Raw genomic sequence first — 19,112 nt, forward strand, 5'->3', positions numbered from 1 at the left:
CGGTATCCAGGCCAAGGGGGTAACGGGCTCACGGCCGCAACGCGGTGCCGGGTCATGACCCGGCACCGCGTCACCGCCCATCCTGCCAAAATTCAAAGACACAAGGGGGTTGCCACGACGTCGCCAATTCCCTTGCACATCCCTTCTCTGGCAGCATAGCGGCCAGCCAGTTACGGTCGCGCCAGCATGTGGACGCTATGGCAGGCGCTGGACGGAAGACAAGGAAACACACCGTTGCCTGCCATCGGCAATTGCTACAAGCGCCGGGAGGGAGCGTGAGCGAGGCGGTGCTCACCGCCCGGCAGCGCCGGGTCAGCCTCGGCGCCGTGATTGCGGCGACCTTTGGTGTCGGGGCCTTCCTTGGCATCAGCATGCCGCTACCGTCGCTGATCCTGGAGCGCTGGGGTGTATCGGCGTGGCTTATCGGCCTGAATGGCGCCATGCCGTCGTTCGCGGTGCTGGTGCTGGGACCGTTCCTGGCGGGGGTCGTCAAGCAGGTGGGGGCCCGCACAGCGATGCTGGGCGGCTTCCTGATCGCCAGCGTTTCCATTCTCCTGATGCCATTGCTGCCGGATCTCGGCATCTGGTTCGTGCTGCGCTTTCTGATGGGCTTCGGCATGGCGATGCCGTGGCTGGTCGGGGAGACCTGGATCAACGCGATTGCTCAGGATCACAACCGTGCGCGGATGGTGGGGCTCTACACGGCCGTGCTGTTTCTTGGCATGGCGGTTGGGCCGCTGGTGTTGCAGGCCACGGATGTCACCGGCTTCGCGCCCTTCCTGCTGGGCGTCGGCGCGCTGATGCTGGCGGCGCTGCCGCTGATCGCCGCATGGCACCTGATTCCGCCTATCGATCACGCGCCCAGCATGCGGCTCGCGCAGGTCATCCGGCAGGCGCCGACGGTTGCGGGCGCGGCGCTGATCGCCGGGCTCAGCGAGAGCACCTTCTACTTCCTGCTGCCGGTCTACGGTTTGCGCACCGGGCTGGAGCAGGGCAGCGCGCTGACCCTTCTGAGCGTGCTGATCGTGGGCGGCATCGTGTTGCAGTACCCCATCGGCTGGATTGCCGACCGCATGGACCGTCGGCGCCTGCTGATCGCCATGGCGGTGGTCGCCACGCTGGCCACACCGCTGGTGGCGCTGGCGGGCGTAGTGGCCTGGGCGTCCTGGCCGGTGCTTTTCCTGCTGGGCGGGCTGTCGCTCGGCTACTACGGCGTCGGGCTGGCGCTGCTCGGCGCGCGCTTCGGCCCCGGCGACCTGGCCGTCGCGAACGCGGCCTTCATCGTACTTTACGAGGGAGGCTCGTTCGTCGGGCCGACGCTGGCCGGCACCGCCATGGACCTGTGGAACCCGCACGGCTATCTGGTATTCCTGGCCGTCACCAGCATCGCCTATGCGCTGCTGGCGCTTTATCGGACGGCGCGCGCGCCCTGAGACCGCCACATTGGGCTGGCTCTCTCGCGTTTTGGAACCAACTTTTGTCGCTAAGCTCGAAGGAGGTCGCGGCCATGTCCCACAGGTTCTCCGCCGTCGCCGCCGCCGCCATGCTCGCACTCGTCACCGTTTCCGGCCCGGCGATGGCCCAGTCCGGGGGCGGCGGCGAAGGCCAGCAGGAAGGCAGCCCGGAAGACCTGGCGCGCGAGGGCGCCGAGCGTCTGCTGCGCGCGCTGGAAGGACTGTTGCATGCCATCCCGCAATACGGCATGCCAAGGGTCGAGGAAAACGGCGATATCGTGATTCCGCGCCTGAACCCGCCGGAGCAGGATGAGAACGGCGAGAGCGACGGCGACCAGGAAGGCGGGATCACCGAAACCGAAATCTGACCTGACCCAAATCTGACCTGACCGGGAGCGGCCGGACATGCTGGATACGCTAGGCGCCTTCGTGCCCGAGGGCGCGCTGGATCGCAGGGAAATCGAGGTCGGCCCGCTCTCGGGGCTGACCTTCGCGGTGAAGGACCTCTTCGCCGTCAAGGGCGTGGCGGCCACCTGCGGCAACCCCGACTGGGCGCGCACGCACGCGCCGGCGACGGAGAACGCCCCGCCGGTGCGCGCATGCCTCGACGCCGGCGCCCATCTGCTGGGCCGCACGGTGATGGACGAGCTGGCCTACAGCCTCAGCGGCCGCAACCCGCACTTCGGCACCCCGACCAACACGAACGCGCCCGGCCGCCTGACGGGCGGCTCCTCCTGCGGCTCGGCGGCCGCGGTGGCGGGCGGCATGGTGGACTTCGCGCTCGGCACCGACACCGGCGGCTCGATCCGCGTGCCGGCCAGCTACTGCGGCCTGTTCGGCCTGCGCCCCACGCACGGCGCGATCAGCCTGGACGGCGCGATGGCGCTGGCGCCCAGCTTCGATACCGTCGGCTGGTTCACGCGCGAGGCCGAGCTATTGCGCGCGGTCGGCGACGTCCTGCTTCCCCCCGCGCCCGAAGGCGCGCCGGCGGAACCCCGGTCCCTGGTGGTGGCGGAGGATGCCTGGGCGCTGGCGACCCCGGACGCGCAGGCAGCCCTGCGCCCGTGGGTGGAGCGCTTGCAATACCGCCTTGGACAGGCGAAAACGGTTTCCCTGGACGAGGCAGGGAAGGGGTTGGGCGCCTGGATGGACTGCTTCCGCACGATCCAGGCGCGCGAGGCACATGCCGAGTTCGCCGACTGGATCGCCCGCGAGCGCCCGGTCTTCGGCCCCGAGATGCAGGAGCGCTGGGACTTCGTCCGCTCCGTCACCGCCGAGGCCGCCGAAGCCGCGGCCGAGGCGCGCCAGCGTTACCGGGCGCGCATGACCGAACTGACGGGCGAGGGTGCGGTGATCTGCCTGCCGTGCGCCGCCGGTCCCGCGCCGCGCCTGGACGCGAGTGCCGAGGCCCTGGCCGATCATCGCGGCCGCACGCTGCAAATCACGGCCCCCGCCGGTCTGGCCGGGCTGCCGCAGGTCGCGTTGCCGGTCGCCACGGTTGAGGGCGTGCCGCTGGGCCTCGGCCTGATTGGCCCGAAGGGCAGCGACCGCATGCTGCTGGACTTCGCCGTCTCATTGTGCGGAGAGACGCGGCACGACCCCGGCGCGCGCTTCGACTAGGCGGCCGCGCCCAGCCGCGCCCGCCGGTTCTTCCAGAGCACGAGGCCGAACCCCACGAGTCCGGCGAGCGGCAGCGTCAGCCCCGCCGTAATCCCGAGAATCCAGGCCGTCGCACCCCCGGCCAGCGACCACAGCAGCGGGATGACCGCCAGGTGCACCGGCGCCCTGCCGGCGGTCAGGAGCAGCATGCCGAGGGTGAAGATCGCCGTCGGCGCGGGGGCGAGGCCGAACAGCGGCACGCCCGCCCAGCCGTGCCCCTCCACCGGCGCCACGAGGGGATAGACCGCCATCGCGAAGGCCACCAGACCCAGCCCGGCCCAACCGAACGGGTCGCCGCGAACCGCAAAGCGCAGCTTCCCCCGCACCGCGCCCGTCCAGGCCAGCAGCGCGCCCTGCGCGATGAAGACGGCGCCATAGAGCGGTGCCGCGAAGTTGATCGTGGCGAAGTACGTCAGGTGATAGGCCGCGCCCACCCACACCCAGGCGGCGGCCGTGACGAGGGCGACAGCCCGACTGCCGCCCGCCACCGGCCGGAACGCCAGGGCCACCGCCGCCAGCCCCAGGACATAGGCAAGCACGGCCACCGGCCAGACCTCGCGGTTATAGTGCGCCAGGTTGGAGAACAGGATGTCCGGGGTGAACGGCAGCATCTCGGCTCGCTTACCACGCCGCGAAGGCTAAAGGTTCTCCACGTAGCGCACCATCCGCGCCCGCGTCTCCTGGTCGGGCAGCCGTCCGTAGAGCGCGCCCATGTTCTCCTCCATGTGGTCAACGCGGGAGGTCGCGGGGATGGCGCAGGTCACGGCCGGGTGCGAGACGATGAACTTCAGCAGGAACTGCGGCCAGTTGCGGCAGTCGATCTCTCCCGCCCACTCGGGCAGCGGATGATCCTCGAACATGCGGATCAACTGCTTGCGCCGGAACGGGCGGTTGATGATGACGCCCAGTCCGCGCTCGGCGGCAAGGGGCAGCAGGCGGCGCTCCGCCTCCCGGTCCAGGATGTTGTAGGTGAACTGCACGAAGTCGATGGGCTGCTCGGTCATGATCCGCTCCATCTCCCCGTGCCGGCTGCCGTGGGAGGTGGTGATCCCGATATAGCGGATGCGCCCCTGCTCCTTGTGTTCCAGCAGCGTTTCCAGATGGCCTTCCCAGTTCAGCAGGTTGTGGATCTGCATCAGGTCGAAACGGTCCACGCCCCACAGCTCGCGCGACTCCGCCATCTGGCTCTTGCCCACGGATTGCAGCAGGTGCCACACCTTGGTCGCGGAGAACAGCGAATCCGTCTTCCCGATCCGCTCCAGGCAATAGCCGATCACCTCCTCGGACGAGCCGTACATCGGCGAGGAGTCCACCATGCCGCCGCCCATCTCGAAGAAGGTCCGCAGCACCTCCACCCGCTGGTCGCGCGCGGCCTTGTCCCCGCCCACGTTGAAGGTGATCCACGAGCCCATGCCGATCACCGGCACGCGCTCGCCCGTCGCGGGAATCGCCCTGGTCAGCATCGGCCCCGTCGGCCCGGCGGCCCGGCCCGGGCGCGGCGCGAGCGACGGCGTCACGGCGGCGGCCGCCAGCGAGCCCAGGAAGACCCGGCGGCTCAACCCTGTCGGCAGTCCCGGCATGTTCCGCCTCCCGGCTGTTCCATCGATGCCCGGCGGCATGACGTCGAGTCAGAAGTGAGGCCAACGCGCCGCCAAGGCAACCGCCTTGCGACCCGCCCGGCTTGAAAGCGACGCGCCCCACTCCCTAATCGCGTATCGGCGTGTTATGAGTCGCGCCAAGGCATCTTTCGGAGGAACGACACATGAGCGCCTGCATCGTCGGCTGGAGCCACTCGCCCTTCGGCAAGCACGAGAACGACGACGTCGAAAGCCTGATCGGCAAGGTGGCCGTGCAGGCGGTCGAAGACTCCGGCCTCGCGCCAGAGGATATCGACGAGATCGTGCTGGGCACCTTCAACGAGGGCTTCTCGCCGCAGGGCTTCCCCGCCTCCCTGGTCTTGCAGCATGACGAGCGCTTCCGCTTCAAGCCGGCGACGCATGTGGAGAACGCCTGCGCCACCGGCTCGGCGGCGGTCCACAACGCCATGAAGTCCATCGAGTCCAAGCGCGCGCGCAACGTCCTCGTCGTCGGCGTGGAGAAGATGACCGGCCTGCCCAACGCCGAGATCGCCAAGTGCCTGCAAAAGGCCGCCTACCTGAAGGAGGAGGGCGACATCGAGGGCGGCTTCGTCGGCGTCTTCGCCCGCATCGCCCAGCAATACTTCCAGCAGCACGGCGACCAGTCCGACGCGCTGGCGGCCATCGCGGCGAAGAACCACAAAAACGGCGTCGCCAATCCCTATGCGCAGCTTCGCAAGGACCTGGGCTTCGAGTTCTGCCGCGCGGAGTCGGAGAAGAACCCCTATGTCGTCGGCCCGCTGAAGCGCACCGACTGCTCGCTGGTCTCCGACGGCGCGGCGGCGCTGGTGATGACGGATCAGGAGACGGCGCTGTCGATGGACAAGGCGGTGATGCTGCGCGCGGCCGTGCAGGTGAACGACTACCTGCCGATGAGCAAGCGCGACATCACCCGCTTCGAGGGCTGCACCGAGGCCTGGCAGCGCGCGCTGGCGCAGGCCGGCGCCACGCTGGACGACCTGGACCTGGTGGAGACGCACGACTGCTTCACCATCGCCGAGTTGATCGAGTACGAGGCGATGGGCCTCGCCCCGCACGGCCAGGGCGCCCGCGCGGCGATGGAGGGCTGGACCGCGAAGGACGGCAAGCTGCCGGTCAATCCCTCGGGCGGCCTGAAGAGCAAGGGCCACCCGGTCGGCGCCACCGGCGTCTCCATGCACATCATGGCCTCGATGCAGGTGACCGGCGCCGCCGGCGACATGCAGGTGCCGGACGCCAGCCTCGCCGGGCTGTTCAACATGGGCGGCGCGTGCGTCGCCAACTATGTCTCGATCCTGGAGCCGCTGCGCTAGGCTCGGCGGACGCGACTGCACGGACCAAACGAAACACGAGGACAGTGGGGAACGACGGATGGTGAAGGCGCTGGTACTGCACGAACGCGACGAGGGCATCGAGCAGGCGTTCGAGGACCTGGACGAAAGCCGCCTGAAGGAGCGTCTGCCCGACGGCGACGTGACGGTGCGGGTGCAGTACACCACCCTCAACTACAAGGACGGCATGGTCCTGAACGGCCTGGGCCGGCTGGTGCGCAGCTATCCGCACATCCCCGGCATCGACTTCGCCGGCGAGGTGGAAGAGAGCGACAACCCCGACTACAAGCCGGGCGACAAGGTCGTGCTCACCGGCTGGCGCGTGGGCGAGGCGCACTGGGGCGGCTATGCCGAGAAGGCGCGGGTGAAGGGCAAGTGGCTGGTGCCGCTGCCCGACGGCTTGACGGCACAGCGCGCGATGGCGCTCGGTACGGCGGGCTTCACCGCGATGCTGGCCGTCATGGCGCTGGAGGAGCATGGCCTCAAGCCCGCGAAGGACGAGCAGGTGCTGGTCACCGGCGCGGCCGGCGGCGTCGGCTCGGTCGCGACGGCGGTGCTGGCGAACCTCGGCTACAACGTCGCCGCCGTCACCGGCCGGGCGGAGACGCACGACTACCTGCGCGACCTGGGCGCCACGGAAATCATCGACCGCGCCGAGTTGAACGAGCCCTCGAAGAAGCCGCTGGAGGCCGAGCGCTGGGCCGCCTGCGTCGACGCCGTCGGCGGCGCCATGCTGGGCCGCGTGCTGGGCCAGATGGCCTACGGCCGCGCCGTCGCCGCCGTGGGCCTCGCCGGCGGCCCGGAAGTCAAGACCACCGTCCTCCCCTTCCTGCTGCGCGGCGTGAACCTGCTCGGCATCGACTCCGTCATGTGCCCCACCGACCGCCGCCTGACCGCCTGGAAACGCCTCGCCAAGGAGATGCCCCAGGACAAGCTGGACGAGGCGACGCAGACCGCGAAGCTGGAGGACTTGCCGAGGTTGGGTAAGGAGATTCTGGAGGGGAAGGTGAGGGGGCGGACTGTGGTGGAGGTGTAGGGGTACAGCTATGTTCGCGTCACTGAATTAGACACAACGGTCTATACAAAAGAAATCTTGGTCAAGATTTGGAAGGAACCCCCCTAATTGACGCATCCGACAGAATTTACACGAAGCTTCCTTGCACCCTATTATTTTGTCCTGGACGGTCCATCTCAATAGTCGGGCAGATCCTATTATATTTTCGCTTCCCAAGAGATTCTTCCCGACCGTCCGAGCGCGTTTATCATCGCTACAAACTGGCCAACCGGAAGACATTCCCGCAGCGAGGCATTCACTCTCCCCAGCGCCAAGACTATACTGGGACAAAATATGCAAATAATCGAATGCAGAGATTTCGCTATCATCAAAAAATTCGACAATCCCTTTTTTGTATAGACGCAAAATTTCTGTTGCACAACCGTCATTACATTCCTTAAAAACGATAGGTGTGACGAAAATATTGCAGCCCGAAATCATAGCAACGGGCTCCATGGCAGCTGCATTATGAAGATTGATAAGTGAACAAGCGTCAATGACGTAATTCACCACTAAACCTCGAATGTGCATCATTAATATCAGTAATCGCGACACCGAAATTATCGCAGGCCCAACCCGTAGATATATCGCCTAGTTCTATAGCTTTCACTATGTGCCGAAGAAGATTATCGGAAACTTTGGGAATATCGACGAGTACGCGAGCAGGAAGGCCTGCTGACTCAGCACGTTTCTCAGGACTCCCGTGTTTTCGATAAAGCTCATCACGAAGGGAAGTTGCGCCCCCTTTTGGAAGAAGATCGAGCCTTTCCAAGCGTCGAGCAGCGACTTCAAAGCTTACGCCGAAAAATCTTGCTAGGACAAGAATTTCAATATCTCCAATTTGTGAAGAGTGAATATTATATGATTGGCGAATTTTCTTTAGTGCTCTGGCTACACCACGTTCTGGAAGAAGTAAGATAGACGCAAAAATATCGACAAATTTTTCTGATTTGCTTATTTTTCTCCATCCATATAAATTCTCCTCACTATCGAATATGGCTGGACCGCCGTATTTATGGTGAGCGATGACGTGACCTAGCTCGTGTGCTATGGTGAAAAGCATTCGTCCTGGGAACCTCGGCGAAACAAATACAAAAACATTATTATTCATTATAAGAGAGGCGCCCTCATAGCTATTTGCTTTCATTTTAGACAAAAATATAGAACAATTATTTGAAAGAATTTCCGGTAGATGCGTGACCGGTTCATCCCAAGGCTCATTCAGAAACATCGACCGGAAATTGTATGCAAGCTGTTCGGCTTCACTATATGTTTCCTTTTTAAACGATAGCCTTCCAAGCCAGTCCGGAAGCTCATTTTGAACAGGTAAAATAGATAAGGCGGAATTCACAAAATTAGCAATATTTTCTTTCTCTAAATTGCTGTGAAATTTTCCGGCACTTGGTTTCGTCCGGAATTTTACACTTAAGCTTTTAGACTTTTCGGATGGGGCGTTACCACTAGCAAATGCTTCCATGGGTAAGCCCAGCCCATGTGCTAATGCACGCAACTCCGCGAACGTAGGCGAGGCCCCTTCCAATATTTGGGCAGCGCGCTCTACGGGTATATTCGCTTTATCCGCAACTTCTGACGCTTCCACGCCAAGAGAATTTAAAAGTTGTGATACACTTGACATGTTATATCAATTATATTTAATTCCTTGGAGCCAGTCAATCAATTGAGTGACTTGGTTCTCGTTCAGCTTTGACCATCTAGCCATAACATCAATCACCCGATTCCCTCTACGGCGCCCGAGAACATCGGCCAACTTGCCAATAGTTTGCTGCCTTCCAAGCTCTGCCTCTCGCCGCGTTGTAAGCGCTATAGGATTACGTCCTACGATATAATTTTCTAGTCGGCTTTCGAAGGTTGACGAGCTGTGTCGATCTAAGTGATGTTGTGCACCATTCCGCGTAACAATTATGTTGCCTTGTAATATACCATTTTTGTCCACATAGAGATGATTTTCAGGAAATCGATCGTAGGCGTCGAGTGCATGGATTTTTTCATCTACCTGAAAGCCACCAACGACATATTGTTGCACGCCTTCAGTTTTTCCGCTTACCACAAATATAAAATCACCGACATCAACAAAACGTCGGATGTTAGGCATACATGCACCCAGGGTTGGTGGTTTTCCAAATATTGGGTCATTGAGATTGTTATTGACAATTGGATCTGAGCCGGTCCCACTAATGTATATATATCCTTTCATTCTCTCTCTTCCTTAGCACGCTTGCTTTGTAGCGCAAGAAGCTCAAGTGTACGCCGAATCGGGTTGCTAACAACCTTACGCTTTCTTCCAGTGGTTTTAAAGGCCCTGCCGCAGTGTTCACATAAGTGTTGCTCATGAGGGTAAAAGGCCCAGTCTCCCTCGTCAAAATGATCGGACTGGCATGTTGGGCACGTCAGCGAGACAATTCTATTGCCTAAAAAAGATAAAGTTTTTTGTGCCATATAATAATGTATTTGTGTCACATCCAATGTCATGCCATCAATCGTAACGCGAGAATATGTATTATCTATGACTGGTCGTCGCGCGTTGGCATGATAAAGATGAATGTGTATGCCTTTTTCTTCTGGTTTTTCGGCTGTCCAGAGAAGGGCGGGATTTGAAGCCCAGATCTGAACACCTCCGAGGTAATCAGATTGCTGAATGTTAAGTTCTCGGTCGGGTATAATTAGTGATCTTGTTTGCCGGAATTGTGGGAAATAATATTTGTATTGTGCTACAGGATTAGATATTCCTCGTGTAGAAGCTCGAAATATGCGCCCGCAGGAATTGCATTGGTGCCGAATGTGTGGCTCCACAGCGTAATAGTCTTGGTCGGTGTGCAGTGCTTCGCAGTGCGTGCATCGCAGCGCTGTTATTTGCCGCCCAAGAAAGTGAGAAACATAGTAGCCGACGGCAGCTTCTTTGGTTATCAACACGTCTTGGTATTCAAATAAGTTTGTTGACACTGTTGCAATAACCGCATCATAGGTGCGGTCGATACATTTTGGACCGTCTTTCTCCGTTCGAGCGTGAACGTGTATTCCGGGCTTTTCTTCATAAGGAGAAGTGTTATATATTGGTGGAACAGCTCCCCATATTGCGACTCCTCCGGGATAATCAGTTGGAGAATAACGAAAGACGTCTTTTGGGAGCCGGCCTAAATAATGATGTTCACATCGTGGCAATCGAGTACCGCCGCGGCCAGTTGCAGAAGCACCGTGGGTTCGGCACCACCATCTGTCGGTTCCGTTACGTGACTTCCCCGCATGTTGGATTTCGCACGGAACAGTGTCTATTTGATCGTCGGAGCCTAACATATGTGATTTTTGCCAACCGTTCGGTGGTTTTCCTTCAACGTTAGATAGGATTAATCCAGAGTGATGCAACAGTTGGAGTTAGCTTTCCGAATACAAGGTTCAACGGTATACCCGTCCGCCGGGTAAAACCCACCGACACCCTTCATCTTGACGTGCTCACCCCCGTATGCAGCAATGCGGGTGGGGTGTGACAACCCCATGGATGAGGCCCAGTGCTCCCGGTCCTGACTTGGGCCGGCACGGGAAACGTGTTAAAGCCATCGGCCACGCGCGCTTGCTGCGTTCGTGGGACGTATGCTTGCGGCCCTTCACGGTTGGGGCCGGGAGCCGGTGGCGCATGTCCAGGGCGTCCGCCTAAAGGTCACCGGACCTTTTTCCTCATCTAAAGGTTGTCACCTCCCGGCCGCCGCGTGGGTTGCGCGGCGGCTGTTCCCCTGGATCGGGTCGGGAGGACTGACATGCCAACGCCGCCGCGCGCCCTCGCGCTTCTGCTCGCCGCCGTGTTCTGCATGCCCGTGGCCTCCGCCTCGCCGCGCAGCTCCGGGCAGGCGCTGGAGGCGGCGATGGTGGAGGTGCTGCGCGAGCACGGCTTCGACGTGCACGACCTGGGCAACCCCGGCGAAATCGAGATCGGCGACAACCCCTCCCCGCGCCGGGCGTGGCGGCATGTGCGCTACACCACGATCTACGGCCACGGCGGCACCATCGACTTCGTCCTCGACGCCCCGGCCTTCGGCAAGCCGGTGTGGGTGGAGGCGATGCGGCAGCAGACGCGGGGGTCGCTGGACGAGCGGTTGCCCTATCTGCTGTCGAACGCGCGGCTCGCGTTTCCCGATGTTCATGTCGTCCTGGTGCTGGAAGGCCCCGGCTGGCGTCCGGGCGCGCTCGCCTGGGCGCTGCGCCGGGCGGCGGAGATCGACGACAAGCAGGTGGAGGTGATGGGCCTGGAGATGTTTCGGCACTGGCTGACCCGGCGGTTGGCGGGGGAGTGAGGTCGGTGGGGGCGCGGCTTCCCCCTCATCCTGTCCTTCTCCCCCGACGCGGGGGAGAAGGGACGATAATCGAGGGGGGACGGCTACTCGGGACTGACGGTGGCGAGTAGCCGTATTGGGGCGTTTATCGCGCCCTCTCCCCCGCGTCGGTGGAGAGGGACGGGGTGAGGGGGCGGCCGCCTGCCGCAAAGCAGGCAGAGGGGCAGGGAAAACGAGAACGAGTTGTCTCCCCGTGCGTAAGGGGAGACGGGCCGCCGGAAGGCGGCCGGAGGGGCGTCCCCCAGCGGTTCTTGCAGCCGGCCGTGGCGGGGACGCCCCTCACCCCCGCTCACGCGGGCAGCTTCCCCGCCCCTGAATGAACGCACTCAAGAACTAGGAATGTTGACCTATTCCCCAAACCCCGCTACGCTCCCCTCCGACTTTTCACGACGAACCGACGGGAGCGATGCATGAACCAGAAACCGACGCCGACGCAGGAGATTCCGTTACCGTATGCAAACGTCATCATTCGTCAGCATCCGTCAACATGACGCCACAGGGCGGCCAACCTTGAGCAGGCAGTGAAGAACGCCGTAGAGAGCTATGGCAGCGCCTATCTGGAGAACATGCAGATGATGCTCGGCGAGGAATGGGCCACCCGCGCCGGCGCGATGGCGGGGGCGGCCGCCACGGCCATGCGGAACCCGGCGGCAAGTGGTGCGGGAGTGCTTGACAGCACCCACCATGAAGCCATATACGGCCTGCACCGCGCGGCCAAGCCACATCGGCCGCGCCCATCCGATCAAGTCCTGGGGCGGGGTAGCTCAGCTGGTTAGAGCAGTGGAATCATAATCCATGTGTCGGGGGTTCAAGTCCCTCCCCCGCTACCACTAATACAGTCCTTGCGCGGCCCGGCCGGGAATTCTCTGGCCGGGCCGTGTTTATTATGGCGGCGAGTTGGCCGTGGAGTTCGATGTCTACGCCGGTGTTGGCTGTGCGGCGGGGATGGATGGCGATGTGGTCGACCATCGAGCGAAGGATTTCGACGGCCTCGGCTTTTGTTGCGTCGTCTTTTAAAGCCGTCTCCAGCTCGGCGACCTTGCGGCGGTAGAGTTCCGGCAGGTTCGGGTGCAGCGGCACGACGTCGGCGCCGTTCTCCGATTGCTCGGCGGCCGCCTGCTCGCGTTCCAGGCCAGCCTTTTCTGCTTCCCTCTCTTCCAGGCGCTTGCGCATGGCCGGGGTGGCGGTGCCGTCGCAGATCGCGTCGACAAGCCGCTCAATCTCCCGGTTCAATTCGGCCAGGCGCTTTTCGGTGCGGCGGGTGTCGCGGGTGCGCGTCTTGCGGCGGCGTTCCATTTCGCTCCGGTACTCCCGGGCGAACTCGGCCATGGCCTCTGGCGACAGCAGGCGGTGCTTCAGGCCGTCCAGGACGCGGCGCTCCAGCTCGCCGACGCGGATCCGCCGGTCGTTGTCGCAGCTTCCCGACTCCCGATAGGTCGCGCAGCCCAGGTAATCGCGGCTGCGGATGACATAGCCGCCGCCGCAGACGCCGCAGCGCGCCAGCCCGGACAGGAGGTGCTTCGGCCGGCGCGTGCGGTGGACGGCCCTGCCATCGTACGCGGCCTTTCGCGTCTGCGCGGCGTCCCACAGTTCCCGATCGACGATGGCCAGCTCCGGCACCTCGACGACAATCCATTCCTCGCGCGGGTTCAGGCGGCCGATGCGCTTGCCGGTGGCGGGGTCCTTCACGAAGCGCTGCCGGTTCCAGATAAGGAAGCCGACATAAAGCTCGTTGCACAGGATCCCATAGCGGCGCGTGCGGTGGCCGTTGATGGTGCTGGCGTTCCACTTGGTGCCGCGCGGCGGCGGCACGCCCTCGTCGTTCAGGCGCCGCGCGATCGCCCGCGGCGATTCCCCCGCGACATAGGCCGCGAAGATCCGGCGGATCACTTCCGCCTGTTCCGCATCGATCTCCCGCTTGCCGCGCACCGGCTCACCCCGGGCGTCCAGTTCGCGCACGACACGGTAGCCATAGGGCAGGCCGCCGGCGGACAGCTTGTCGTGGATGCGGCCGCGCTGGCCACGCCGAACCCGGTTCGCCAGTGCCTTCAATTCCAGGGCGTTCATCGTGCCCTTGAGGCCGACGTGCAGTTCGCTGACCTCGCCCTCGGACAGCGTCATCAGACGCACCTCGGCGAAGGTCAGGCGCTCATGAATGTCGGCCACGTCGCGCTGGGAGCGGCTGAGGCGGTCCAGCCCCTCGGCCAGCACGACGTCGAAGCGCCGCGCCGCGGCATCCGCCAGAAGCTGCTGCAGGGCCGGCCGGTTGCCGGCATGGGCCCCGGAGACGGCATAATCGCAGTAGGTCTCGACGACCGTCCAGCCTTCCCGCTCGGCTTTCGCCGTCAGGTCGCGGAGCTGGTCCTCGATGGAGCGTTCATGCTGGCGGTCGGAGCTGTAGCGCGCGTAGAAGGCGACACGGGGCATGGCGGGGGCCCATCATTTCTGATCGCGGTCGGCAGGTTCGGAGTCGCGATCATGCTCCGCCGCCGCCTGACGCGCAAGAAGGCGCGCCAGGGCCAGCACCGGGTCGTCGCCTTCGCGGCGGGCCGGCGGCGCCTGATGGCCTGGGTGGCTGACCGGGGGCGGCATGGTTTCAGGCGCCGCCCTGGCCGTTCGCGGCGGGTTCCTCTATCGCCAGCACGGTGTCGAGGAGGGAATGCCCAGTGGAGTCCGGCGCTTCGGCCGGGCCCAGGCGGGCAACGGTCAACTCCGCCAGGATGTCGAGGACTTCGCTGTCGTCCAGGTGGCTGAGGTCGTCATACAGCCCGGGCGGGGAGAGTTCGTGAACCGGCGTGTTGCCAATGGGCAGCCTGTACGCGACGGCCATGAGCCGGCTTCGAATGGTTTCGCTGAGTTCGCCCTCGCGGCCGGCAACCGTCACGGCCCGGGCCGACAGGCCGGGCGTGACCGCGATGCGTTCGAGGGGCTGCAACAGCGCGACGGCCAGCAGGCGCCATGCGACGTCGGGCCGTTTGGCGCAGAGTTCGCGCAAGCGTTCGACCTTCGCCTCGCGGTCTTCCGCATCGCCTGTCCGTTTTTCCGCCGGAGGATCCTGTTTCGGGTCGGCGGAAGGCTTCGGCGCCCGCGCGTCCGCCGGCACACGCTCCACCTGATGCGGCATGAAGACGAGTTCGGCGCCGTCGTCGAAGCGCAGGCGGTAGCCGGTGCCCTGGCGCACAACAAGGGTGCCGATCTGTCCGGCATAGACCCAGACGTTCGGGTCGCCAAGGACCCGATAGCGGTCCGTGCCGCCGGACTTGCTTCGGTTGGCGGGCGCGGGTGAGGGGTCCCCGCCACCGCTGGGGGTGACCGGCGCGGGGGTACGAGGGGGTATCGCGCGGTCGGCGGTGGCGGGGCCGGCAGGCGCCTCGGGGGCGGCCGCCGGGTTCGGGGTGTCCGGTGTCGGTGCGGGCGCGGCCGGCTGGTTTTCCGGCTGCGGTTCCTTCGGCGCGGGCGTGGCGAGGGACTTGAGACCGGCCGTCAGTTCGTCGCGCGTCTGCCACAGGCCGTCGCGGATATGCCCGATGGCGAGGTCCTGAACCCCGGCATCGCGGCCGACCAGGACGCGTGCCTTGGCGAAATCCAGGGTGCCGTCGCGCAGGGCCGCCTTGGCGGCGTCGGTCAGGTCGCGGACGATCTGCAGCCGCTGCTGGACGCCGCGGCGGTCCATGCGGCGGCGCGTGGCGATGCGTTCGGTAATCTCGCTCTCCGGCGTGCCAGCTTGGCGCAGCGCATCGGCCAGGGCGGCGATGCCCTCGGCATCCTCCATCGGGTTGAGGTTCACGCGGTCGGCGTTCTCCGCGATGGCGGACTCCAGGTGCGCCAGGTCGTCCATGTCGCGGCGAACCGTGACCGGGACGCCGTGCGGGCAGGCGGCCGCGAAGTTGGCCGCCGACAGCAGGCCCAGCGCGCGCCAGCGCCGCTCGCCAGCGACAATCCAGTCACCGTCCTCGGCGCGCGGCCGCACCACGAGCGGCTGCAGCAGGCCATGGGCCGCGATCGAGACGGCGAGCTGTTCCAGCTCCTCCTGGCTAAACGTCCGGCGCGGGTTGAGCGGCGAGGGGTGCAGGGCATCGTGGGGACGGTACTCCGCCTCGACGCCCGCGATGGCATGGGACAGCGAAAGCCCAAGCGCGCCGCACAGGCGGGCGAGGGTCGCCAGCTCCAGCACGTCCCGCCGGCCGGCCAGCCAGTCGGCGACGGAGGCATAGGGCGCGCCGCTTTCACGGTGCAGTTCGCGCACGGAAAAGCCAGCCGCCTCGCGCGCGCTGTCGATGCGGGCGCGGATGGCGGACCAGTCGAGGTCGGCGGGGGCGGCGGTCATGGGCGCGCCTCCGTCGCCAGAGATGGCATGTCGTTGTGTTCGCGGCCGTCGAGAAGGCGGCCGGCTGCTTTCTTGCCGACGCGCTGCATAAACTGCCCGTCCTTTAAGCGGCGGGTTCGGATCAGTCCCTTGCTGCCCGGAACCGGGTGGCACTCCAACGGATGCGTTGCGCCCTCAGGCGCAGGCCCGTATTCGCCCCACTGCTTAAAGAAAAACGGAACACCCGCCGCTTGGCACTGGTTACGCAAGCCGCGGAACCAGTCGGGGTGCGACGGTCGAGCCTTCGGGCCACTCTCACCGCCCGCGATGACCCAATCGAGTGGCCGCCACATCAGGTCGTCGGGCGCAGGCATTTTCGAGAGGCCGAACCAGTCCAGGAATTCCGCTTCCCACTCGTCCGAGGTGTCGCGCCATTGCGCGATTTCTTCACTCCAGCGACGGGTTTCGAGAGGCTGCATCACCCCGTCGCCCACGCTGATTTCCGACAGATCCAGCGGCCCCAGCAGCGGCTCGCAGGACAGGAAGCGCACCGCCGCCGGCGTGTCGAGCAGGGCCGGAATGCGTTCGTTCGCGCACGTTTGATCCTCGACCGAGACGCCGAGAAAGATATTTTCGGCCGGCCATTTATCGGGTCCCATCCGACCGCTATTCCAGGCGGCGTGGCCGCGCTTGCGCATGTAATCGCGCATCCGTTCGGGCCGCTTCGTCAGGACTTGGAACGTATGCTGCTCGGCCGCGCCCATGATCGCGAAGACGCGGTCAATCCAGTCGTCAGGCACTCCCTCATAGAACAGGTCGCCGTGGGCGCAGACGAAGATGTGGCGGGGGCGCTTCCAGCGTAGCGGCTGGTCCAGCCAGGGGCTGTAAAACCGCACCTCGCCGTTCCACACCGGCCCGGCCTTGCTGTCGTCGGTCAGGCCGGCGCGCGAGGGGTGGTGCCGCAACCGACCGCCGGCCAGCTTCATGGCGTAGCAGTTTCGGCAACCGCGCGAGACCACGCGGCACCCGGTTATCGGATTCCAGGTCGCCTCAGTCCATTCGATCTTGCTCTTGTCAGCCATGGCTCAGGCCTCTCCGTCCGGGCGGGATGGCGGCGGTGTGGCGACGCCGGCGGCGGCTTTCTCCGCGTGCCTTTGCGCGAAGTAGGAGGTCGGCTTGTTCAGGACGCGGTTGAGTTCATCGACTTCGCATGCATCCGCGCTCAGGCCGGCTGCTTCGGCATAGGTCAGCAGCGTCAGGGAGAGGCCGCCGATCTCCTGGGCCGGGTCGCCGGCGGGACGGCGGTAGACGTTGGCGAGCTGGTGCGCCGCGTCTTCCGGCGTGACGCCAGCTGCCTGGGCAAGCTCCAGGGCCTCCTCCAGCACGCGCCGGGCGCGTTCGTGCGGACTGCCTGCGCTTGCCGCGCCGAAGCATTCCGCGCACCAGTTGTAGGCCGTGCTTTGACGACGGTTGCGACCGTGGATTGCAATAACATTCGTTGGGCCGGGTATGGAAAAGCCAGCCAGCGTAAAAGTGCGGTCGGCCTTCTTGTCGCAGTCCCAGGCGGCGATTAGCCACTGCGGCTCGGGGTGCCATTCGTTCGACCCGAAGAACAGGTTCTTCGGGATGATGTGACGAAGGGACCGTTGGCCACGCCAGTTGGTGTAGTTGAGTGCGATCTGGTGGGTCACTGCTAGTCCTCCGGCAATTCGGGGAACGCGTCGCGCCTCGGCATGACGACGCAGAGGTCGTGGGTGTCGGCGTTGCCGCGCCAGATGGCCGGGCTGGCGGAATCGGTGAGGCCGATGGTGACGCGCTCTCCTTCCAGGGCCTCGAGCGCTTGTCGCAGGTAGCCGCCGTTGAAGCTGATGTCCGGGGGCGGCTGGTCGGGAACGTCGGCCTCGACGGCGTCGGCGATGATGGACGGCGGGTCGTCGTTGGCCTGTGCCGCAAGCTGGATGCGGCCGAAGATGAAGCGCAGGCTGACGGAGTTGTCCTTTCTGTCCGCCATCGGCCGCACCCGTTCGACGGCCGCCAGAAGCTCCCGCCGGCCCACCCCGACAGTCGTGTTCGGCTGTGCGGGGATGACGCGCGGGTAGTCGGGGAAGCTGCCCTCGACAAGGCGCGTATCGAAGGTGACCGAGTCCTGGGCGAAGCGCAGCCTGGACTCGTTGCCGGTGACTTCCACCGCGCCGTCCTCGGCCAGCAGCTTGGGCAGGATGCCGACGGCGAAGCGGGGAAGAATGGCGGCGTTCTGATCGGGCCATTCCATATCGCCGTCGGGCGTGGCGTGGGCGATATGAACGCGGTGCCCGTCCGTGGCGACGAAACGCAGCGTGGCCTCGTCGTGGCGATGGATATAGACGCCGTTCAGATAGTAGCGGGTCTCCTCCGTCGACTCGGCCCACCGGGTGCGGCCCAGCGCGGTCAGCAGGTCGCCCGCGCGCAGCCCGGCGCGCCACTTGGCCTTGCTGTCCTGCCACGAAGGGAACTGGTCGGAGGGCAGCGTTGCGATGCGCGCCCGCGCCGACCCGGCGTTGAGGTTCAGATTGTCCTTACCTTGGCGCACGGCGATCTGGCTGCCGTCGGGCGCGCCGGCCGCGAAGGTGGCGAGCCGGTCGAGGTTGACGCAGACATCGCCCGGCGCCTCCACCTCGGCGGGGAGGGAGGTCTTCAGGTGCTGGTCCATGTTGGTCGCGGCGACCTGGAGGCGGCCGTCCGTCGACGCCTGCAGGCGCGCGCATGCCAGTATCGGAATGGAGCCCCTGCGTTCCGCGACCTGTTGCGCCTTGCGCAGACCCTCGTGCAGCGCCTTGCGTTCGATGGTGAGTTTCATCGTCAGTTCCGGTCGTCCCATGGATTGCCCAGGTGGACGTCATTCGCTTCCAGGTGGGCGATAAGGTTCTCGAAACGGCGGCGGGCAAACGGGGACGCATCCGGGTTCAGGGTCGCCACCGGCCTATCGTCGGCGACGACAGTGTCGCCGCGCATTTCGACGTGCGCCGGCAATTCCATTCGATCCCGCTCCATCTCAGGCGTCCTCCAGCGACACGAGCTGGCTGGTGGCGTAGGGGCGGAAGACGCCCCGGTGCTGGACGACGAGGCGGCGGCCTTCGTCGCGGGTGGAGCCGACGACGCGGCCTTCCAGGCCGGAGCCGAGGACGCGGACCTTGCAACCCTGCCAGCGGCCGGCGGATTCCAGTGGCGCGCGGCGGCGGCCGTGGCTCGGCGAACCGGGTTCGCCGGGGGCGTGCATCTGCTGCTGCGCGGTGTGGGCGGCGAGGGCGAGGGATGGCGTGACCGGGCCGATGCACTCGCCGTCGGGAAAGGTGAAAAGGATCGCGGTCAT

19 protein-coding genes, 1 tRNA gene and 1 pseudogene are annotated in these 19,112 nt (G+C 64.7%); 8 read left to right on the forward strand and 13 right to left on the reverse strand.

Translation table 11 applies throughout. The features are described from left to right. Positions 1 to 275: 275 nt before the first annotated feature. From DRB17_RS17745 to DRB17_RS17755, 3 genes are all read left to right on the forward strand, one after another. Positions 276 to 1,433, forward strand: a complete 1,158-nt coding sequence (locus DRB17_RS17745) for an MFS transporter (protein WP_161958884.1) — start codon at positions 276 to 278, stop codon at positions 1,431 to 1,433. Positions 1,434 to 1,507: 74 nt separating this feature from the next. After that, entirely contained in the window at positions 1,508 to 1,822 is a 315-nt protein-coding gene (locus DRB17_RS17750) for a hypothetical protein (RefSeq protein WP_147274945.1), read from the forward strand. 37 nt (positions 1,823 to 1,859) lie between these two features. Further along, the gene (locus tag DRB17_RS17755; RefSeq protein ID WP_114583576.1) at positions 1,860 to 3,074 is read left to right on the forward strand and encodes an amidase; all 1,215 of its coding nucleotides are present in this window, start codon (positions 1,860 to 1,862) and stop codon (positions 3,072 to 3,074) included. Here the strand turns inward: DRB17_RS17755 and DRB17_RS17760 are convergent. Together DRB17_RS17760 and DRB17_RS17765 are read right to left on the reverse strand one after the other, a co-directional pair. Beyond that, on the reverse strand, positions 3,071 to 3,724 hold the full coding sequence (locus DRB17_RS17760; RefSeq protein WP_114583577.1) for a DUF6064 family protein: 654 nt from the start codon (positions 3,722 to 3,724) through the stop codon (positions 3,071 to 3,073). The genes DRB17_RS17755 and DRB17_RS17760 overlap by 4 nt on opposite strands. Before the next feature lie 27 nt (positions 3,725 to 3,751). Next, complete coding sequence (locus DRB17_RS17765) at positions 3,752 to 4,693, reverse strand: aldo/keto reductase (RefSeq protein WP_114583578.1); 942 nt, start codon at positions 4,691 to 4,693, stop codon at positions 3,752 to 3,754. Positions 4,694 to 4,875: 182 nt separating this feature from the next. On the opposite strand from DRB17_RS17765, the gene DRB17_RS17770 reads away from it, so the two are divergent. Beyond that, the gene (locus tag DRB17_RS17770; protein ID WP_114583579.1) at positions 4,876 to 6,042 is read left to right on the forward strand and encodes an acetyl-CoA acetyltransferase; all 1,167 of its coding nucleotides are present in this window, start codon (positions 4,876 to 4,878) and stop codon (positions 6,040 to 6,042) included. A gap of 58 nt (positions 6,043 to 6,100) precedes the next feature. Next, a complete protein-coding gene (locus DRB17_RS17775) occupies positions 6,101 to 7,096 on the forward strand; it encodes an MDR family oxidoreductase (protein ID WP_114583580.1) in 996 nt (331 codons plus the stop codon). A 27-nt stretch (positions 7,097 to 7,123) separates the two neighbouring features. Here the strand turns inward: DRB17_RS17775 and DRB17_RS21075 are convergent, their stop codons facing one another. From DRB17_RS21075 to DRB17_RS20030, 4 genes are read right to left on the reverse strand one after another with little or no spacing between them, the layout of a single operon-like run. Then, the gene (locus DRB17_RS21075; protein WP_479680573.1) at positions 7,124 to 7,648 is read right to left on the reverse strand and encodes a PIN domain-containing protein; all 525 of its coding nucleotides are present in this window, start codon (positions 7,646 to 7,648) and stop codon (positions 7,124 to 7,126) included. After that, positions 7,608 to 8,750 (reverse strand): ImmA/IrrE family metallo-endopeptidase, encoded by a 1,143-nt coding sequence (locus DRB17_RS17780; protein ID WP_114583581.1) that lies wholly within the window; start codon positions 8,748 to 8,750, stop codon positions 7,608 to 7,610. The genes DRB17_RS21075 and DRB17_RS17780 overlap by 41 nt, the downstream gene beginning before the upstream one ends. A 6-nt stretch (positions 8,751 to 8,756) precedes the next feature. Beyond that, the gene (locus tag DRB17_RS20025; protein ID WP_147274946.1) at positions 8,757 to 9,329 is read right to left on the reverse strand and encodes an Nmad2 family putative nucleotide modification protein; all 573 of its coding nucleotides are present in this window, start codon (positions 9,327 to 9,329) and stop codon (positions 8,757 to 8,759) included. Next, positions 9,326 to 10,426 (reverse strand): hypothetical protein, encoded by a 1,101-nt coding sequence (locus DRB17_RS20030; protein WP_147274947.1) that lies wholly within the window; start codon positions 10,424 to 10,426, stop codon positions 9,326 to 9,328. The genes DRB17_RS20025 and DRB17_RS20030 overlap by 4 nt, the downstream gene beginning before the upstream one ends. A 458-nt stretch (positions 10,427 to 10,884) precedes the next feature. Between DRB17_RS20030 and DRB17_RS17790 the strand changes: the two genes are divergently transcribed. The 3 genes from DRB17_RS17790 (at position 10,885) to DRB17_RS17800 (ending at position 12,287) form a co-directional block, all read left to right on the forward strand. Next, entirely contained in the window at positions 10,885 to 11,418 is a 534-nt protein-coding gene (locus DRB17_RS17790; protein WP_114583583.1) for a PD-(D/E)XK nuclease superfamily protein, read from the forward strand. 560 nt (positions 11,419 to 11,978) lie between these two features. After that, a complete protein-coding gene (locus DRB17_RS17795) occupies positions 11,979 to 12,233 on the forward strand; it encodes a hypothetical protein (RefSeq protein WP_114583584.1) in 255 nt (84 codons plus the stop codon). Then, a tRNA-Met gene (locus DRB17_RS17800) sits at positions 12,211 to 12,287 on the forward strand. Before DRB17_RS17795 ends, DRB17_RS17800 begins: the two co-directional genes overlap by 23 nt. Positions 12,288 to 12,873: 586 nt before the next feature. On the opposite strand, the pseudogene DRB17_RS20765 reads toward DRB17_RS17800, so the two are convergent. From DRB17_RS20765 to DRB17_RS17835, 7 genes and pseudogenes are all read right to left on the reverse strand, one after another. Continuing rightward, positions 12,874 to 13,884 (reverse strand): annotated as a pseudogene (locus DRB17_RS20765) (recombinase family protein); the annotation flags it as partial. A gap of 169 nt (positions 13,885 to 14,053) precedes the next feature. Continuing rightward, positions 14,054 to 15,784, reverse strand: a complete 1,731-nt coding sequence (locus DRB17_RS17810) for a ParB N-terminal domain-containing protein (protein WP_114583585.1) — start codon at positions 15,782 to 15,784, stop codon at positions 14,054 to 14,056. Beyond that, entirely contained in the window at positions 15,781 to 16,845 is a 1,065-nt protein-coding gene (locus tag DRB17_RS17815; protein ID WP_114583586.1) for a DUF5131 family protein, read from the reverse strand. The genes DRB17_RS17810 and DRB17_RS17815 overlap by 4 nt, the downstream gene beginning before the upstream one ends. A gap of 3 nt (positions 16,846 to 16,848) precedes the next feature. Continuing rightward, positions 16,849 to 17,454, reverse strand: a complete 606-nt coding sequence (locus tag DRB17_RS20430; RefSeq protein WP_114583587.1) for a hypothetical protein — start codon at positions 17,452 to 17,454, stop codon at positions 16,849 to 16,851. A 2-nt stretch (positions 17,455 to 17,456) separates the two neighbouring features. Next, on the reverse strand, positions 17,457 to 18,599 hold the full coding sequence (gene dnaN, locus DRB17_RS17825) for a DNA polymerase III subunit beta (protein ID WP_161958885.1): 1,143 nt from the start codon (positions 18,597 to 18,599) through the stop codon (positions 17,457 to 17,459). A 2-nt stretch (positions 18,600 to 18,601) separates the two neighbouring features. Then, positions 18,602 to 18,793, reverse strand: coding sequence for a hypothetical protein (locus DRB17_RS17830; RefSeq protein ID WP_114583589.1), 192 nt, complete (start codon positions 18,791 to 18,793; stop codon positions 18,602 to 18,604). 1 nt (position 18,794) lies between these two features. Next, positions 18,795 to 19,112 (reverse strand): hypothetical protein, encoded by a 318-nt coding sequence (locus DRB17_RS17835; protein WP_114583590.1) that lies wholly within the window; start codon positions 19,110 to 19,112, stop codon positions 18,795 to 18,797.

Origin of the sequence: Ferruginivarius sediminum (assembly GCF_003344765.1) — a bacterium.
Classification (GTDB): Bacteria; Pseudomonadota; Alphaproteobacteria; order Kiloniellales; family Rhodovibrionaceae; genus Ferruginivarius; species Ferruginivarius sediminum.

Coding starts and splice junctions, on each gene's coding strand:
- DRB17_RS20030 (WP_147274947.1), bottom strand. CDS start 10,426: ATGTTAGGCTCCGACGATCAAATAGACACTGTTCCGTGCGAAATCCAA.
- DRB17_RS17750 (WP_147274945.1), top strand. CDS start 1,508: ATGTCCCACAGGTTCTCCGCCGTCGCCGCCGCCGCCATGCTCGCACTC.
- DRB17_RS17770 (WP_114583579.1), top strand. CDS start 4,876: ATGAGCGCCTGCATCGTCGGCTGGAGCCACTCGCCCTTCGGCAAGCAC.
- DRB17_RS17790 (WP_114583583.1), top strand. CDS start 10,885: ATGCCAACGCCGCCGCGCGCCCTCGCGCTTCTGCTCGCCGCCGTGTTC.
- DRB17_RS17780 (WP_114583581.1), bottom strand. CDS start 8,750: ATGTCAAGTGTATCACAACTTTTAAATTCTCTTGGCGTGGAAGCGTCA.
- DRB17_RS17810 (WP_114583585.1), bottom strand. CDS start 15,784: ATGACCGCCGCCCCCGCCGACCTCGACTGGTCCGCCATCCGCGCCCGC.
- DRB17_RS17755 (WP_114583576.1), top strand. CDS start 1,860: ATGCTGGATACGCTAGGCGCCTTCGTGCCCGAGGGCGCGCTGGATCGC.
- DRB17_RS17815 (WP_114583586.1), bottom strand. CDS start 16,845: ATGGCTGACAAGAGCAAGATCGAATGGACTGAGGCGACCTGGAATCCG.
- DRB17_RS20025 (WP_147274946.1), bottom strand. CDS start 9,329: ATGAAAGGATATATATACATTAGTGGGACCGGCTCAGATCCAATTGTC.
- DRB17_RS21075 (WP_479680573.1), bottom strand. CDS start 7,648: ATGATGCACATTCGAGGTTTAGTGGTGAATTACGTCATTGACGCTTGT.
- DRB17_RS17835 (WP_114583590.1), bottom strand. CDS start 19,112: ATGACCGCGATCCTTTTCACCTTTCCCGACGGCGAGTGCATCGGCCCG.
- DRB17_RS17765 (WP_114583578.1), bottom strand. CDS start 4,693: ATGCCGGGACTGCCGACAGGGTTGAGCCGCCGGGTCTTCCTGGGCTCG.
- DRB17_RS17760 (WP_114583577.1), bottom strand. CDS start 3,724: ATGCTGCCGTTCACCCCGGACATCCTGTTCTCCAACCTGGCGCACTAT.
- dnaN (WP_161958885.1), bottom strand. CDS start 18,599: ATGAAACTCACCATCGAACGCAAGGCGCTGCACGAGGGTCTGCGCAAG.
- DRB17_RS17775 (WP_114583580.1), top strand. CDS start 6,101: ATGGTGAAGGCGCTGGTACTGCACGAACGCGACGAGGGCATCGAGCAG.
- DRB17_RS17830 (WP_114583589.1), bottom strand. CDS start 18,793: ATGGAGCGGGATCGAATGGAATTGCCGGCGCACGTCGAAATGCGCGGC.